Source organism: Pseudomonas sp. LRP2-20, from assembly GCF_024349685.1.
Classification (GTDB): Bacteria; Pseudomonadota; Gammaproteobacteria; order Pseudomonadales; family Pseudomonadaceae; genus Aquipseudomonas.
In genome coordinates this window covers 1054561-1067506 of the sequence record NZ_AP025944.1, presented here as the reverse complement: position 1 = coordinate 1067506, position 12946 = coordinate 1054561, and the positions used below count along the sequence as shown (strand labels likewise).

The 12946-nt window shown below is 63.7% G+C and carries 13 protein-coding genes; 6 read left to right on the top strand and 7 right to left on the bottom strand.

From position 1 onward, the window contains the following. Nucleotides 1-10: 10 nt before the first annotated feature. The 5 genes from rng to mreB form a co-directional block, all read right to left on the bottom strand. Nucleotides 11-1468 (bottom strand): ribonuclease G, encoded by a 1458-nt coding sequence (gene rng / locus OCX61_RS04605; protein ID WP_261942790.1) that lies wholly within the window; start codon nucleotides 1466-1468, stop codon nucleotides 11-13. A gap of 54 nt (nucleotides 1469-1522) precedes the next feature. Then, nucleotides 1523-2134: a Maf family protein gene (locus OCX61_RS04600; RefSeq protein ID WP_261942789.1), complete on the bottom strand. Its 612-nt coding sequence runs from the start codon at nucleotides 2132-2134 to the stop codon at nucleotides 1523-1525. A 33-nt stretch (nucleotides 2135-2167) separates the two neighbouring features. Then, on the bottom strand, nucleotides 2168-2656 hold the full coding sequence (gene mreD / locus OCX61_RS04595) for a rod shape-determining protein MreD (protein ID WP_103445582.1): 489 nt from the start codon (nucleotides 2654-2656) through the stop codon (nucleotides 2168-2170). Beyond that, a complete protein-coding gene (mreC, locus tag OCX61_RS04590; RefSeq protein WP_409260760.1) occupies nucleotides 2656-3663 on the bottom strand; it encodes a rod shape-determining protein MreC in 1008 nt (335 codons plus the stop codon). Before mreC ends, mreD begins: the two co-directional genes overlap by 1 nt. A 192-nt stretch (nucleotides 3664-3855) precedes the next feature. Further along, nucleotides 3856-4893 (bottom strand): rod shape-determining protein MreB, encoded by a 1038-nt coding sequence (mreB, locus tag OCX61_RS04585; RefSeq protein ID WP_003255163.1) that lies wholly within the window; start codon nucleotides 4891-4893, stop codon nucleotides 3856-3858. Between the two features lie 204 nt (nucleotides 4894-5097). On the opposite strand from mreB, the gene gatC reads away from it, so the two are divergent. From gatC to OCX61_RS04555, 6 genes are all read left to right on the top strand, one after another. Beyond that, nucleotides 5098-5385 carry an Asp-tRNA(Asn)/Glu-tRNA(Gln) amidotransferase subunit GatC gene (gene gatC / locus OCX61_RS04580; RefSeq protein WP_060511330.1) on the top strand — a complete coding sequence of 96 codons (288 nt, stop codon included), beginning with the start codon at nucleotides 5098-5100 and terminating at the stop codon, nucleotides 5383-5385. A gap of 15 nt (nucleotides 5386-5400) precedes the next feature. Next, nucleotides 5401-6852, top strand: a complete 1452-nt coding sequence (gene gatA, locus OCX61_RS04575; protein WP_261942788.1) for an Asp-tRNA(Asn)/Glu-tRNA(Gln) amidotransferase subunit GatA — start codon at nucleotides 5401-5403, stop codon at nucleotides 6850-6852. A gap of 11 nt (nucleotides 6853-6863) precedes the next feature. Next, nucleotides 6864-8309, top strand: coding sequence for an Asp-tRNA(Asn)/Glu-tRNA(Gln) amidotransferase subunit GatB (gene gatB, locus OCX61_RS04570; protein WP_261942787.1), 1446 nt, complete (start codon nucleotides 6864-6866; stop codon nucleotides 8307-8309). Between the two features lie 126 nt (nucleotides 8310-8435). Further along, entirely contained in the window at nucleotides 8436-8810 is a 375-nt protein-coding gene (locus tag OCX61_RS04565; RefSeq protein WP_261942786.1) for a septal ring lytic transglycosylase RlpA family protein, read from the top strand. 72 nt (nucleotides 8811-8882) lie between these two features. After that, complete coding sequence (locus OCX61_RS04560; RefSeq protein WP_261942785.1) at nucleotides 8883-9926, top strand: calcium/sodium antiporter; 1044 nt, start codon at nucleotides 8883-8885, stop codon at nucleotides 9924-9926. Nucleotides 9927-9936: 10 nt separating this feature from the next. Further along, nucleotides 9937-10311, top strand: a complete 375-nt coding sequence (locus tag OCX61_RS04555; RefSeq protein ID WP_261942784.1) for a carboxymuconolactone decarboxylase family protein — start codon at nucleotides 9937-9939, stop codon at nucleotides 10309-10311. Nucleotides 10312-10418: 107 nt separating this feature from the next. Here the strand turns inward: OCX61_RS04555 and OCX61_RS04550 are convergent, their stop codons facing one another. Further along, the gene (locus OCX61_RS04550; RefSeq protein WP_261942783.1) at nucleotides 10419-11777 is read right to left on the bottom strand and encodes an amino acid permease; all 1359 of its coding nucleotides are present in this window, start codon (nucleotides 11775-11777) and stop codon (nucleotides 10419-10421) included. A gap of 57 nt (nucleotides 11778-11834) precedes the next feature. Further along, nucleotides 11835-12776 carry an AEC family transporter gene (locus OCX61_RS04545; RefSeq protein ID WP_261942782.1) on the bottom strand — a complete coding sequence of 314 codons (942 nt, stop codon included), beginning with the start codon at nucleotides 12774-12776 and terminating at the stop codon, nucleotides 11835-11837. Nucleotides 12777-12946: the final 170 nt, after the last annotated feature.

The window sequence follows — 12946 nt, the reverse complement described above, 5'->3', positions numbered from 1 at the left end:
TCAGAACGCCTCAGAGCAGCACCACATCATATTGTTCCTGCGAATACATCGACTCGACCTGAAAGCGAATGGTTCGACCAATGAAGGTCTCCAGTTCGGCAACGTTGCCGGATTCTTCGTCCAGCAGGCGATCGACCACCTTCTGGTTGGCCAGCACGCGATAACCTTCGGCCTGGTAGGCACGGGCTTCGCGGAGGATTTCGCGGAATATCTCGTAACAGATGGTTTCGGGGGTTTTCAGCTTGCCGCGGCCCTGGCAAGCGATGCAGGGTTCGCACAGCACCTGCTCCAGGCTTTCGCGGGTGCGTTTGCGGGTCATCTGCACCAGGCCCAGTTCGGTGATGCCGATGATATTGGTCTTGGCGTGATCGCGTTCCAGCTGTTTTTCCAGGGTACGCAGCACCTGGCGCTGGTGCTCTTCGTCTTCCATGTCGATGAAGTCGATGATGATGATCCCGCCGATGTTGCGCAGGCGCAGCTGCCGGGCGATGGCCGTGGCGGCTTCGAGGTTGGTCTTGAAGATGGTTTCTTCGAGGTTGCGGTGGCCGACGAACGCCCCCGTGTTGACGTCGATGGTGGTCATCGCCTCGGCCGGGTCGACCACCAGGTAGCCACCGGACTTGAGCGGCACCTTGCGCTCCAGGGCGCGCTGGATTTCGTCCTCGACCCCATACAGGTCGAAGATCGGCCGTTCGCCTGGGTAATGCTCCAGGCGATCGGCGATTTCAGGCATTAGTTCGGCGACGAACTGCGTGGTTTTCTGGAAGGTTTCCCGCGAATCGATGCGGATCTTCTCGATCTTCGGGTTGACCAGGTCGCGCAGCGTGCGCAGGGCCAGGCCGAGGTCTTCATAAATGACCGTCGGTGCGCCGCAGGTCTTGATCTGGCTGCCGATCTGCTCCCACAGGCGGCGCAGGTAGCGGATGTCCTGCAGGATTTCCTCGGCCCGCGCGCCCTCGGCGGCAGTGCGCAGGATGAAGCCGCCGGCGTCCTTGATGTTCTCGCTGTCCATGCAGTCGCTGACCACCTGCTTGAGGCGATCACGTTCGGCTTCATCTTCGATCTTCAGGGAAATGCCGACATGGCTGCTGCGTGGCATGTACACCAGGTACCGCGAGGGGATCGACAGTTGCGTGGTCAGGCGTGCGCCTTTGGTACCGATCGGGTCCTTGGTCACCTGCACCACCAGGGCCTGGCCCTCGTGCACCAGTGCGGTGATGTTCTCCACTGCCGAGCCTTCGCGCTGGGAGATTTCCGACGCATGGATGAACGCGGCACGCTCCAGGCCGATATCGACGAACGCTGCCTGCATGCCCGGCAGCACCCGCACCACCTTGCCCTTGTAGATATTGCCGACGATGCCGCGACGTTGGGTGCGCTCGACATGCACTTCCTGCAGCACCCCGTTTTCCACCACCGCCACACGCGATTCCATCGGGGTGATGTTGATCAGGATCTCTTCACTCATGGCAGGCTCTCGTCAAAGGTCTTCGGTAATGATGGATCGCGCGTGCTGGGCTGGCTACCGCTGGATTGTTACCTCCGGCAAAAGCGCCGGTACCTGCCAGCAGGCGATACCGAAGCGGGCGAGCATGTCGGCCGTTTCGCACAGCGGCAGGCCGACCACCGCCGAATAACTGCCTTCGAGCCCGGTGACGAACACCGCGCCCAGGCCCTGGATGGCATAGCCGCCCGCCTTGTCCGCTGGCTCGCCACTGGCCCAATAGCGCTCGGCTTCTGCGCCATCGACAGGGCGAAAACGCACCGTGCTGCTGACGCACAGGCTCTCGCAGCGCTGGCCATCGCTCAACGCCACGGCCGTCAGCACCTGGTGCTCGCGGCCAGCCAGGTCGGCCAGCATCGTCAGGGCATGTTCACGGTTTTCCGGCTTGCCGAGAATACGACCATCGAGCACCACTGCCGTGTCGGCGCCAAGCGCCACGGCAGGGCCCTGAAGCGTGGCCAGGCCGGCTTCGGCCTTGGCCCGGGCCAGGCGTTCGACATAGGCCTCGGCGCTTTCGCCCGGCAGCGGAGTTTCATCGATGGGTGCACTGATGACGGTGAACGGCACGCCGATCTGGCCGAGCAGTTCACGCCGGCGCGGGGAGCCAGAGGCGAGGTAGAGGGGTTTCATTCAGACATCTCCCTGTCAGTGGTGGCAGCGCCGTCAGTTGATATGCAAACGTCGGCGCAGGTCGCGCAGGGCGAAGCTGATCCAGGGCCAGAGCAAGGCACTGATCACGGCTGACCAGACCAGTGCCAGGGTTGGCAGGCGGTTGCCAGTGAGCGCGCTGAGCCACAGCTGTATCAGCTGGGCGATACCGAAGATCACCAGGATCACCAGGCTCTGCTGCCACAGCGGGAACATGCGCAGGCGCTGCTGCAGCGAAAGCACCAGGAACGTGATCAAGGTGAGGATGAACGCGTTCTGCCCGAGCAAGGTGCCATACAGCACGTCCTCGGCCAGGCCCAGGACGAAGGCGGTGGTCATGCCCACCTTGTTCGGCACGTTCAAGGTCCAGAACGACACCAGCATTGCCAGCCACATCGGCCGGAACACTTCGAGGAACTGCGGCATGGGCGAAACGCTGAGCAGCAGGCCGATGGCGAACGTCAGCCAGATGACCCAACCGTGGTTACGGCGCGACTTGGCCATCATTGCCTCCGTGGATGGGCGGGTGCCGCTGGCGCAGCGGCGGGGCTGGCGGGCGCTGCGGCAGGGGCTGCAGGAGCCGGAGCCGCAGCTGCCGGAGCCGCTGGCTGCACCGGGGCTGCTGCCGGGTGCTCGGGGTTTGCGGCAGGTTGGCCAGCACCTTTGCGATCGGCTTCTTCCTGGGCAATTGCCGCATCGGTGGCGCGCTGCTCGGGGGTACGGCGATCACTGAATACCAGCAACATGTAACGGCTGCGGTTGAGCGCGGCGGTAGGAATGGCGCGGACGATGGCGAACGGCTGGCCGGAGTCGTGGATCACCTCGTTGACCGTGGCCACCGGGTAGCCGGCCGGGAAGCGTTGGCCCATGCCGGAGCTCACCAGCAGGTCGCCTTCCTTGATGTCGGCAGTGTCGGCGACATGGCGCAGCTCCAGGCGTTCCGGGTTGCCAGTACCGCTGGCGATGGCGCGCAGGCCGTTGCGGTTGACCTGCACAGGGATGCTGTGGGTGGTGTCGGTCAGCAGCAGGACGCGTGAGGTATACGGCATCAGCTCGACCACCTGGCCCATCAGGCCACGGGCATCGAGCACCGGCTGGCCGAGAAACACGCCATCACGCTCACCCTTGTTGATCAGGATGCGGTGGGTGAACGGGTTGGGGTCGACACCGATCAGCTCGGCCACTTCGACCTTCTCGTTGACCAGCGCCGAGGAGTTGAGCAACTCGCGCAAGCGCACATTCTGCTCGGTCAGGGCCGCCAGCTTCTGCAGGCGCCCCTGCAGCAGCAGGGCTTCGGTCTTGAGTTTTTCGTTTTCGGCGATCAGCTCGGTGCGGCTGCCGAACTGGCCCGCCACGCCTTGCCACATACGCTGCGGCAGGTCGGTGATCCAGTACGATTCCATGAGCACCAGGCCCATCTGGCTGCGCACCGGCTTGAGCACGTCGAAACGCGCGTCGACAACCATCAACGCGACCGACAGCACCACCAGTACCAGCAGGCGAACGCCCAGCGAAGGGCCCTTGGAAAAAAGCGGTTTAATGGGCCGTTCCTCGTGGACGACTCAGGAGGTCATTGGACATGGGACAACGCACCAGCCTGGTTGCGGGTTGACGGAAACGACGCCCGGATGGACGCCAGCCCAGCGCATACAGGTAGCACTGCACGTGCTACCTGTAAACCGGGCGCTCGAAAGCAGCAAGGATCACTCGCTGGAGAGCAGGTCCATCGCGTGCTTGTCCATCATCTCCAGGGCGCGACCGCCGCCACGGGCAACGCAGGTCAGCGGGTCTTCGGCGACGATCACCGGCAGGCCGGTTTCCTGGGCCAGCAGCTTGTCGAGGTCACGCAGCAGCGCGCCACCACCGGTCAGCACCAGGCCGCGCTCGGCGATGTCGGAGGCCAGCTCCGGCGGCGACTGTTCCAGGGCGCTCTTGACCGCCTGGACGATGGTCGCCAGGGACTCCTGCAGGGCTTCGAGGACTTCGTTGGAGTTCAGGGTGAAGGCACGTGGTACGCCCTCGGCCAGGTTACGGCCGCGCACGTCGACTTCGCGCACTTCGCCGCCCGGGTAGGCGGTGCCGATTTCCTGCTTGATGCGCTCGGCGGTGGATTCGCCGATCAGGCTGCCGTAGTTGCGGCGCACGTAGGTGACGATGGCTTCGTCGAAGCGGTCGCCGCCAACACGCACGGACTCGGCGTAGACCACACCGTTCAGCGAGATCAGGGCGATTTCGGTGGTACCACCACCGATATCGACGACCATCGAGCCACGGGCTTCTTCGACCGGCAGGCCGGCGCCGATGGCAGCGGCCATGGGCTCTTCGATCAGGAACACTTCACGGGCACCAGCACCCAGGGCCGACTCGCGAATGGCGCGGCGCTCTACCTGGGTCGACTTGCACGGCACGCAGATCAGCACGCGAGGGCTGGGCTGCAGGAAGCTGTTCTCGTGAACCTTGTTGATGAAGTACTGCAACATTTTTTCACAAACGCTGAAGTCGGCGATGACGCCGTCCTTCATCGGACGAATGGCAGCAATGTTACCTGGCGTACGGCCCAGCATGCGCTTGGCTTCGGTACCGACGGCGACAACGCTTTTCTGGTTGCCGTGGGTACGGATGGCAACAACCGAGGGCTCATTCAGGACGATACCGCGCTCACGCACGTAAATAAGGGTGTTGGCAGTCCCCAGGTCGATGGAAAGATCGCTGGAAAACATGCCACGCAGTTTCTTGAACATGGGAAAGTGACCCTGGGGAAAGCGTGGGTAAAAAAGTGCGGCAAACTCTAACAATGGCAGGGATTTTGGGCAAGGAGCCAATATGTTAAATTGGCTGTTTTTCCGAGCACGCCAGCAGATGATCGCGGCCGATAGACCGCCAAAATGCTGACATGTTCCTCACCGCGGACCCTATTCCGTTCTTTGTTTCCCCTGGAGATCACCATGGCGCTTGAACGCAGCGACGTGGAAAAGATCGCCCATCTGGCCCGCCTGGGCCTGAATGACGGCGAACTGCCACGCATTACTGACGCCCTGAACAGCATTCTCGGCCTGGTCGACCAGATGCAAGCGGTCGATACCAACGGCATCGAGCCCCTGGCCCACCCCCTGGAGGCCAGCCAGCGCCTGCGTCCCGACCAGGTCACCGAAAGCAACCAGCGCGACGCCTACCAGGCCATCGCACCCTCGACCGAAAGCGGTCTGTACCTGGTTCCCAAAGTCATCGAGTAAGGGATAGAGCCTGCCATGCATGAATTGACCCTGGCCGAGATCGCCCGCGGACTCGCCGACAAGTCGTTTTCCTCCGAAGAGCTGACCGGCGCCCTGCTGGCGCGCGTCAAGCAGATCGACCCACAGATCAACAGCTTCATCAGCGTCACCGAGGAACTGGCCCTGGGCCAGGCACGCGCCGCCGACGCCCGTCGCGCCGCTGGCGAGACCGGTGCGCTGCTGGGTGCTCCGATCGCCCACAAAGACCTGTTCTGCACTCTCGGCGTACGCACCAGCTGCGGCTCGAAGATGCTCGACAACTTCAAGGCGCCATATGACGCCACCGTGGTCGCCAAGCTGGCCGAAGCCGGCATGGTCACCCTGGGCAAGACCAACATGGACGAATTCGCCATGGGTTCGGCCAACGAATCCAGCCACTACGGTGCGGTGAAGAACCCGTGGAACCTCGAGCACGTGCCAGGCGGCTCGTCCGGCGGTTCGGCCGCGGCCGTGGCCGCGCGCTTGCTGCCGGCCACCACCGGCACCGACACCGGCGGCTCGATCCGCCAGCCGGCAGCACTGACCAACCTCACCGGCCTCAAGCCGACGTACGGTCGTGTGTCGCGCTGGGGCATGATCGCCTACGCCTCCAGCCTCGACCAGGGTGGCCCACTGGCACGCACCGCCGAAGACTGCGCCCTGCTGCTGCAAGGCATGGCCGGCTTCGACGCCAAGGATTCCACCAGCATCGATGAGCCGGTGCCGGACTACAGCGCCAGCCTCAATGGCTCGCTGCAGGGCCTGCGCATCGGCCTGCCGAAGGAATACTTCGGCGCCGGCCTCGACCCGCGCATTGCCGAACTGGTCCAGGCCAGCGTCAAGGAGCTGGAAAAGCTCGGCGCGGTGGTCAAGGAAATCAGCCTGCCGAACATGCAGCACGCCATTCCGGCGTACTACGTGATCGCCCCGGCCGAGGCCTCCTCCAACCTGTCGCGTTTCGACGGCGTGCGCTTCGGCTACCGCTGCGAAGAGCCGAAAGACCTCACCGACCTGTACAAGCGTTCCCGTGGCGAAGGCTTCGGCGCCGAAGTGCAGCGCCGCATCATGGTCGGCACCTACGCCCTGTCGGCCGGCTACTATGACGCCTACTACGTCAAGGCGCAGCAGATCCGCCGCCTGATCAAGAACGACTTCATGGCCGCCTTCAACGATGTCGACCTGATCCTCGGCCCGACCACGCCGAACCCGGCCTGGAAGCTGGGCGCCAAGAGCAGCGACCCGGTCGCCGCGTACCTGGAAGACGTCTACACCATCACCGCCAACCTGGCGGGCCTGCCCGGCCTGTCGATGCCAGCCGGCTTCGTCGATGGCCTGCCGGTCGGCGTGCAGCTGCTGGCCCCGTACTTCCAGGAAGGCCGCCTGCTCAACGTCGCGCACCGTTACCAGCAAGTCACCGACTGGCACACCCGCGCCCCTAACGGCTTCTGAGGAATTCACACATGCAATGGGAAGTTGTGATCGGGCTGGAGATTCATACCCAGCTGGCCACCCAGTCGAAGATCTTCTCCGGCAGCGCCACCACCTTCGGCTCCGAGCCGAACACCCAGGCCAGCCTGGTTGACCTGGGCATGCCCGGCGTACTGCCGGTGCTGAACCAGGAAGCCGTGCGCATGGCCTGCATGTTCGGCCTGGCGATCGATGCCGAGATCGGCAAGCGCAACGTGTTCGCGCGCAAGAACTACTTCTACCCCGACCTGCCCAAGGGCTACCAGATCAGCCAGATGGACCTGCCGATCGTCGGCAAGGGCCACCTGGACATCGCCCTGGAAGACGGCACCATCAAGCGCATCGGTGTCACCCGCGCGCACCTGGAAGAGGACGCCGGCAAGAGCCTGCACGAAGACTTCAGCGGCTCCACCGGCATCGACCTCAACCGTGCCGGCACGCCGCTGCTGGAAATCGTCTCTGAGCCGGACATGCGCAGCGCCAAGGAAGCCGTGGCTTACGTCAAGGCCATCCACGCCCTGGTGCGCTACCTGGGCATCTGCGACGGCAACATGGCCGAGGGCTCGCTGCGCTGCGACTGCAACGTGTCGATCCGCCCGAAAGGCCAGGCCGAGTTCGGCACCCGCTGCGAGATCAAGAACGTCAACTCGTTCCGCTTCATCGAGCGCGCGATCAACAGCGAGATCCAGCGCCAGATCGACCTCATCGAGGACGGTGGCAAGGTGGTGCAGGAAACCCGCCTGTACGACCCGAACAAGGACGAGACCCGCTCCATGCGCAGCAAGGAGGAAGCCAACGACTACCGTTACTTCCCCGACCCGGACCTGCTGCCGGTGGTGATCGAGGACAGCTTCCTCGAAACCGTTCGCGCGGGCTTGCCGGAGCTGCCACCGCAAAAGGTCGAGCGCTTCCAGAGTCAGTACGGCCTGTCGGCCTACGACGCCAACGTACTGGCGTCCAGCCGCGAACAGGCGGACTACTTCGAAGAAGTGGTGAAGATCGGTGGCGACGCCAAACTGGCCGCCAACTGGGTCATGGTCGAGCTGGGCAGCCTGCTGAACAAGCTCGGCATCGAGATCGACCAGGCGCCGGTCAGCGCCGCGCACCTGGGCGGCATGCTGCTGCGCATTCGCGACAACACCATCAGCGGCAAGATCGCCAAGACTGTGTTCGAAGCCATGGCCGCCGGTGAAGGCGATGCCGACAGCATCATCGCAAGCAAAGGCCTCAAGCAGGTTACCGACACCGGCGCGATCGACAAGATGCTCGACGAAATGCTCGCGGCCAATGCCGAACAGGTCGAACAGTACCGCGCCGCCGACGAGGCCAAGCGCGGCAAGATGTTCGGCTTCTTCGTCGGCCAGGCGATGAAGGCGTCCAAAGGCAAGGCCAACCCGGGGCAGGTGAACCAATTGCTCAAGGCCAAGCTCGAAGGGTGATTGTTTTTTCCCTGTAGCCTTGCGAGGGCTTCGCCCTCGTTCGCGGGCAAGCCCGCTCCCACAGGTATGTCGCTGTGCCTGTGGGAGCGGGCTTGCCCGCGAAAGGGCCATACCGGAGCATCCGAATTGCTAAAACGATTCCTCACCACCCTCGCCTTCTTCTCTGTCCTGGCCGGTTGCGCCAGCCATGACATCGACCCCCGCGGTTACAACGAAACCGGCACCGCGTCCTATTACGGCTCGCGCCACCACGGCAAACGCACCGCCAGCGGCGAACCATTCAACCAGCACGGCCTCACCGCCGCCCACCGCAGCCTGCCCTTCGGCAGCCGGGTGCTGGTCACCAACCTGGCCAACGACCGCAGCGTGGTGGTCCGCATCAACGACCGTGGCCCGCACACCCGCGGCCGGTTGATCGACCTGTCACGTGCCGCAGCAGAAAAAATCGGCATGCTCCGTAGCGGAACGGCGCGCGTCCGGGTACAAGGTCTGAGCGACTGACCTGACACCCGCCCTGACTGGAGCCCGACCATTTTCGACCTGGCCACCCTCCCCACCTTCAGCCTGCTGCAAATGGGCGTTTCCCTGCTGCTGCTGATCGCCGGAGCTGAACTGCTGGTGCGCGCGGCGCTGCGCCTGGCCGGGCGCCTGCGCGTGCGGCCATTGATCATCGGCCTGAGCCTGGTGGCCTTCGGCAGTACCGCACCGCAACTGACCGTGAGCCTGCAGGCCGCCTACCAGGGTGCGCCCGACGTGGCCGTGGGCAGCGTGATCGGCAGCAATATCTTCAACGTGCTGGTCATCCTCGGCCTGGCGGCGCTGATCATCCCCTTGCGGGTATCGCGCCAACTGGTGCGCCTGGACATCCCGCTGATGATTGCCGCCAGCGGCCTGGTCTATGCACTCTGTGCCAATGGCCATCTTGGCCGGTTCGAAGGCTTGTTGTTGCTGCTCGCCCTGGCGGGCTACCTGGCCATGCTGTGGCACCAGTCACGCAACTATGCGCGCACCTACCCTGCGCCAGATGCCGGGGCAGCCAGCGCCGGGCGCTTCTGGTCCGGGACACTGCTACAGGTGCTGTTCGGCCTTGGCCTGCTGAGCCTGGCCGGCCACCTGCTGCTGGAAGCTGCCATTGAAGTGGCTACTGATCTGGGCCTGTCCGAACGTGTCATCGGCCTGACCGTGGTCGCGGTATGCACATCGCTGCCTGAGCTTGCCGCCGCGCTGATCGCCGCCATTCGGGGTGAACGGGAAATTGCGGTCGGCACGGTGATCGGCAGCAACCTGTTCAACCTGCTGGCAGTACTCGGCCTGACCGCGCTGGTCACCCCCGAGCCACTGACCATCTCGCCCAATGCACTGGCCTTCGACCTGCCAGTGATGCTTGGCGTCGCCGCGCTGAGCTTGCCGGTGTTCTACTCCGGTTATCGCATCACCCGCGCCGAGGGGCTGGTGTTCCTCTGCCTGTACCTGGTCTACGGCCTGCATGTGGCGGCCTTTACCATGGGCATGCCGCTGGCCGGCCGCCTGGAGCGGTTGATGCTGTTCTACGTTCTGCCGGTGCTCGTGGTGGTGCTGTTGTTAACCACCGTTCGTGCCTGGCGCCGCCAACACTAAGGAAAACAACATGGCTGAGAGCAACAAGACCGGCGAACAGATTCGCCGCCAGGTGATGGGCGATGCCTTCGTCGACCGCGCCCTGGGCAATGCCACCGACTTTACACAGCCGCTTCAGGACTTCGTCAATGAGCATGCCTGGGGCAGTGTCTGGGCACGTGACGGGCTGCCGCTGAAAACCCGCAGCCTGATTACCCTGGCCACGCTGACGGCGCTCAAGTGCCCACAGGAACTCAAGGGGCATGTGCGCGGGGCATTGAACAATGGCTGTACGGTAGAGGAGATTCGCGAAGCGCTACTGCATTGCGCAGTCTATGCGGGGGTGCCGGCGGCGATCGATGCGTTCAGGGCCGCGCAGGAAGTCATCGACAGCTATCAAGCCTGATTCAGTCTTTGCAGGCCCGGCCTCTTCGCGGGTAAACCCGCTCCCACAGGTACAGCGCAGAACCTGTGGGGGCGGGTTTACCCGTGAAAAGGCCGGGCCTGTCTTACTTACAGGGCCTGGCGAGCCTTCTTCAGCTTGAAGGCCACCCATAGCAGCGCAATCCAACCCGGAATGAGCAGCACCGAAATGCGAATCGGCGGGGTCAGGTACATCACCACCAGAATCAGCACGATGAACGCCAGGCACAGGTAGTTGGTCAGCGGGTGCCCCCAGCTCTGGTAGAACGGGGTAATGCCCGCCGCCAGCTTGGCCTTGCGGAATTTCAGGTGGGTAATGCTGATGCTGGCCCAGTTGATCACCAGCGCCGACACCGCCAGCGCCATCAGCAGCCCGAACGCCTCACCAGGCATCATGTAGTTGATCAGCACGCACATGCCGGTTGCAAAGGCCGAAACGCCCAACGCCGTCAGTGGCACGCCGCTGCGGCTGACCTTGAGCAGCTGACGCGGCGCATCCCCCTGGCTGGCCAGGCCGAACAGCATGCGGCTGTTGGCATAAACGCAGCTGTTGTACACCGACAGCGCCGCGGTCAGCACCACGATGTTGAGGATGGTCGCCACCAGGTCGCTGTCCAGTTCGTGGAAGATCATCACGAACGGGCTGCCGCCCTGCACCACTTTCTGCCAGGGGTACAGCGACAGCAGCACGGCCAGGGCGCCGATGTAGAAGATCAGGATGCGGTACACCACCTGATTGGTCGCCTTGGGGATGCTCTGGCGCGGGTTGTCGGCCTCGGCTGCAGTGATGCCGACCAGCTCCAGGCCACCGAACGAGAACATGATTACCGCCAGCGCCATCACCAGCCCGGTCACGCCATTGGGGAAGAACCCGCCGTATTGCCACAGGTTGGCCACACTGGCATCCGCGCCGCCATGGCCGCTGGCCAGCATCCAGGCGCCAAAGCCGATCATGCTGACGATCGCCACCACCTTGACCAGGGCGAACCAGAACTCCATCTCGCCGTAGACCCTCACCTGGGTCAGGTTGATCAGGTTGATCACCACGAAGAAGATCGCCGCCGTGGCCCAGGTCGGGAATTCCGGCCACCAGTACTGCACATAGATGCCCACGGCCGTGAGTTCGGCCATGCCAACCAGCACGTACACCACCCAGTAGTTCCAACCGGAGACGAACCCGGCGAACTCGCTCCAGTATTGGTGGGCGAAGTGGCTGAAGCTGCCGGCGACCGGCTCCTCGACCACCATCTCACCCAGTTGGCGCATGATGAAGAAGGCCATCAGGCCAGCGATGGCGTAACCCAGCAAAACGGAGGGGCCGGCCAGCTGGATGGTCTGGGCGATGCCCAGGAACAGCCCGGTGCCAACGGCACCACCCAGCGCGATCAGCTGGATATGGCGATTCTTCAGCCCGCGCTTCAACGGCTCGGGCGTGCTCTGGTCTTGCATGAAGTGTCCTTTGGCTCAGTGAGGCTGTGTTGTTTCTGTTGTTTTGCAGTCAAGGATCTAGATCCATCCGCCCCACTGCAAGATGAAAATACCAATATTGGTGGTGATCGCCGCCATTAGCGTGGTGATCACGATGATCGACGCCGCCAGTTCATGGTTGCCGTTGGCGGCGCGGGCCATGACGTAGCTGGCTGCTGCGGTCGGGCTGCCAATGTACAGGAACAGGATACCCAGCTCGGCGCCACGGAAGCCGCACAACCAGGCACCCAAGGTGCCGATCAGTGGCAGCCAGACCATCTTCACCAGGCTGGCATCGATGGCCAGCTTGCCGCTGTCGCGCAGCGCCGCCAGCGACAGGGTACCGCCGATACAGATCAGCGCCAGCGGCAAGGTCATCTGCGCCAGGTAGTCACCCGAAGTCAGCAGCCAGTTGGGCAGTGGCACCTGGCCGTAAGCCATCGGCGTGGCCACCAGCACGCTGATGATCAGCGGGTTGCTGAGGATGCTCTTGCAGATGCTCCAGGGGTCGGACTTGAGGTCCGGGCTGTACACCGCCAGCACCACCGCCGACAGCGAGTTGTACATGAGGATCACCAGGCCGGCGAGCACCGCCCCCAGGGAGATGCCGTAGTCACCATAGAGGCTCGCGGCCAGGGCCAGGCCGATCACGCCGTTGTTGCCGCGAAACGCACCCTGGGTGTAGATGCCGCGGTCGGCCAGCGGGCTGCGCCAGATGGCCATGCCCCAGGACACGGCAAAGCCGACCAGGGTGGCGGCGACGAAGTAGAGGATGACCTTGGGTTTGACTGCCGCTGTCAGGTCGGCGTGATAGATGCCGAGAAACAGCAATGCCGGCATGCAGACGTTGAACACCAGCTGCGAGGCGACGCGGTTGAAATTGTCGTCGATCAGGTGGATGCGTTTGAGCAGCACGCCCATGAACAGCATGGCGAAGACGGGCGCCGTGATGTTCAGCGTCTGGATAAGAAGGGCGAGCATGCGCAAGCGGTCCTGATGGGAGTTGCCGTTAGGCGGCTAATGATACGCCAACGCGTCAGGAAATGCGGGGATCGAGCAGGACTTTAAACACGTTTCTGTCTGTACCGGCCCTTTCGCGGGCAAGCCCGCTCCCACAGGCTCTGCACTGCCTTCGGGGCTGTTGAGATTCC

What these genes read in the sequence shown, in the direction of transcription:
- rng (WP_261942790.1), bottom strand. Translation starts at nt 1,468, where the DNA reads ATGAGTGAAGAGATCCTGATCAACATCACCCCGATGGAATCGCGTGTG.
- OCX61_RS04600 (WP_261942789.1), bottom strand. Translation starts at nt 2,134, where the DNA reads ATGAAACCCCTCTACCTCGCCTCTGGCTCCCCGCGCCGGCGTGAACTG.
- mreD (WP_103445582.1), bottom strand. Translation starts at nt 2,656, where the DNA reads ATGGCCAAGTCGCGCCGTAACCACGGTTGGGTCATCTGGCTGACGTTC.
- mreB (WP_003255163.1), bottom strand. Translation starts at nt 4,893, where the DNA reads ATGTTCAAGAAACTGCGTGGCATGTTTTCCAGCGATCTTTCCATCGAC.
- gatC (WP_060511330.1), top strand. Translation starts at nt 5,098, where the DNA reads ATGGCGCTTGAACGCAGCGACGTGGAAAAGATCGCCCATCTGGCCCGC.
- gatA (WP_261942788.1), top strand. Translation starts at nt 5,401, where the DNA reads ATGCATGAATTGACCCTGGCCGAGATCGCCCGCGGACTCGCCGACAAG.
- gatB (WP_261942787.1), top strand. Translation starts at nt 6,864, where the DNA reads ATGCAATGGGAAGTTGTGATCGGGCTGGAGATTCATACCCAGCTGGCC.
- OCX61_RS04560 (WP_261942785.1), top strand. Translation starts at nt 8,883, where the DNA reads ATGGGCGTTTCCCTGCTGCTGCTGATCGCCGGAGCTGAACTGCTGGTG.
- OCX61_RS04555 (WP_261942784.1), top strand. Translation starts at nt 9,937, where the DNA reads ATGGCTGAGAGCAACAAGACCGGCGAACAGATTCGCCGCCAGGTGATG.
- OCX61_RS04550 (WP_261942783.1), bottom strand. Translation starts at nt 11,777, where the DNA reads ATGCAAGACCAGAGCACGCCCGAGCCGTTGAAGCGCGGGCTGAAGAAT.
- OCX61_RS04545 (WP_261942782.1), bottom strand. Translation starts at nt 12,776, where the DNA reads ATGCTCGCCCTTCTTATCCAGACGCTGAACATCACGGCGCCCGTCTTC.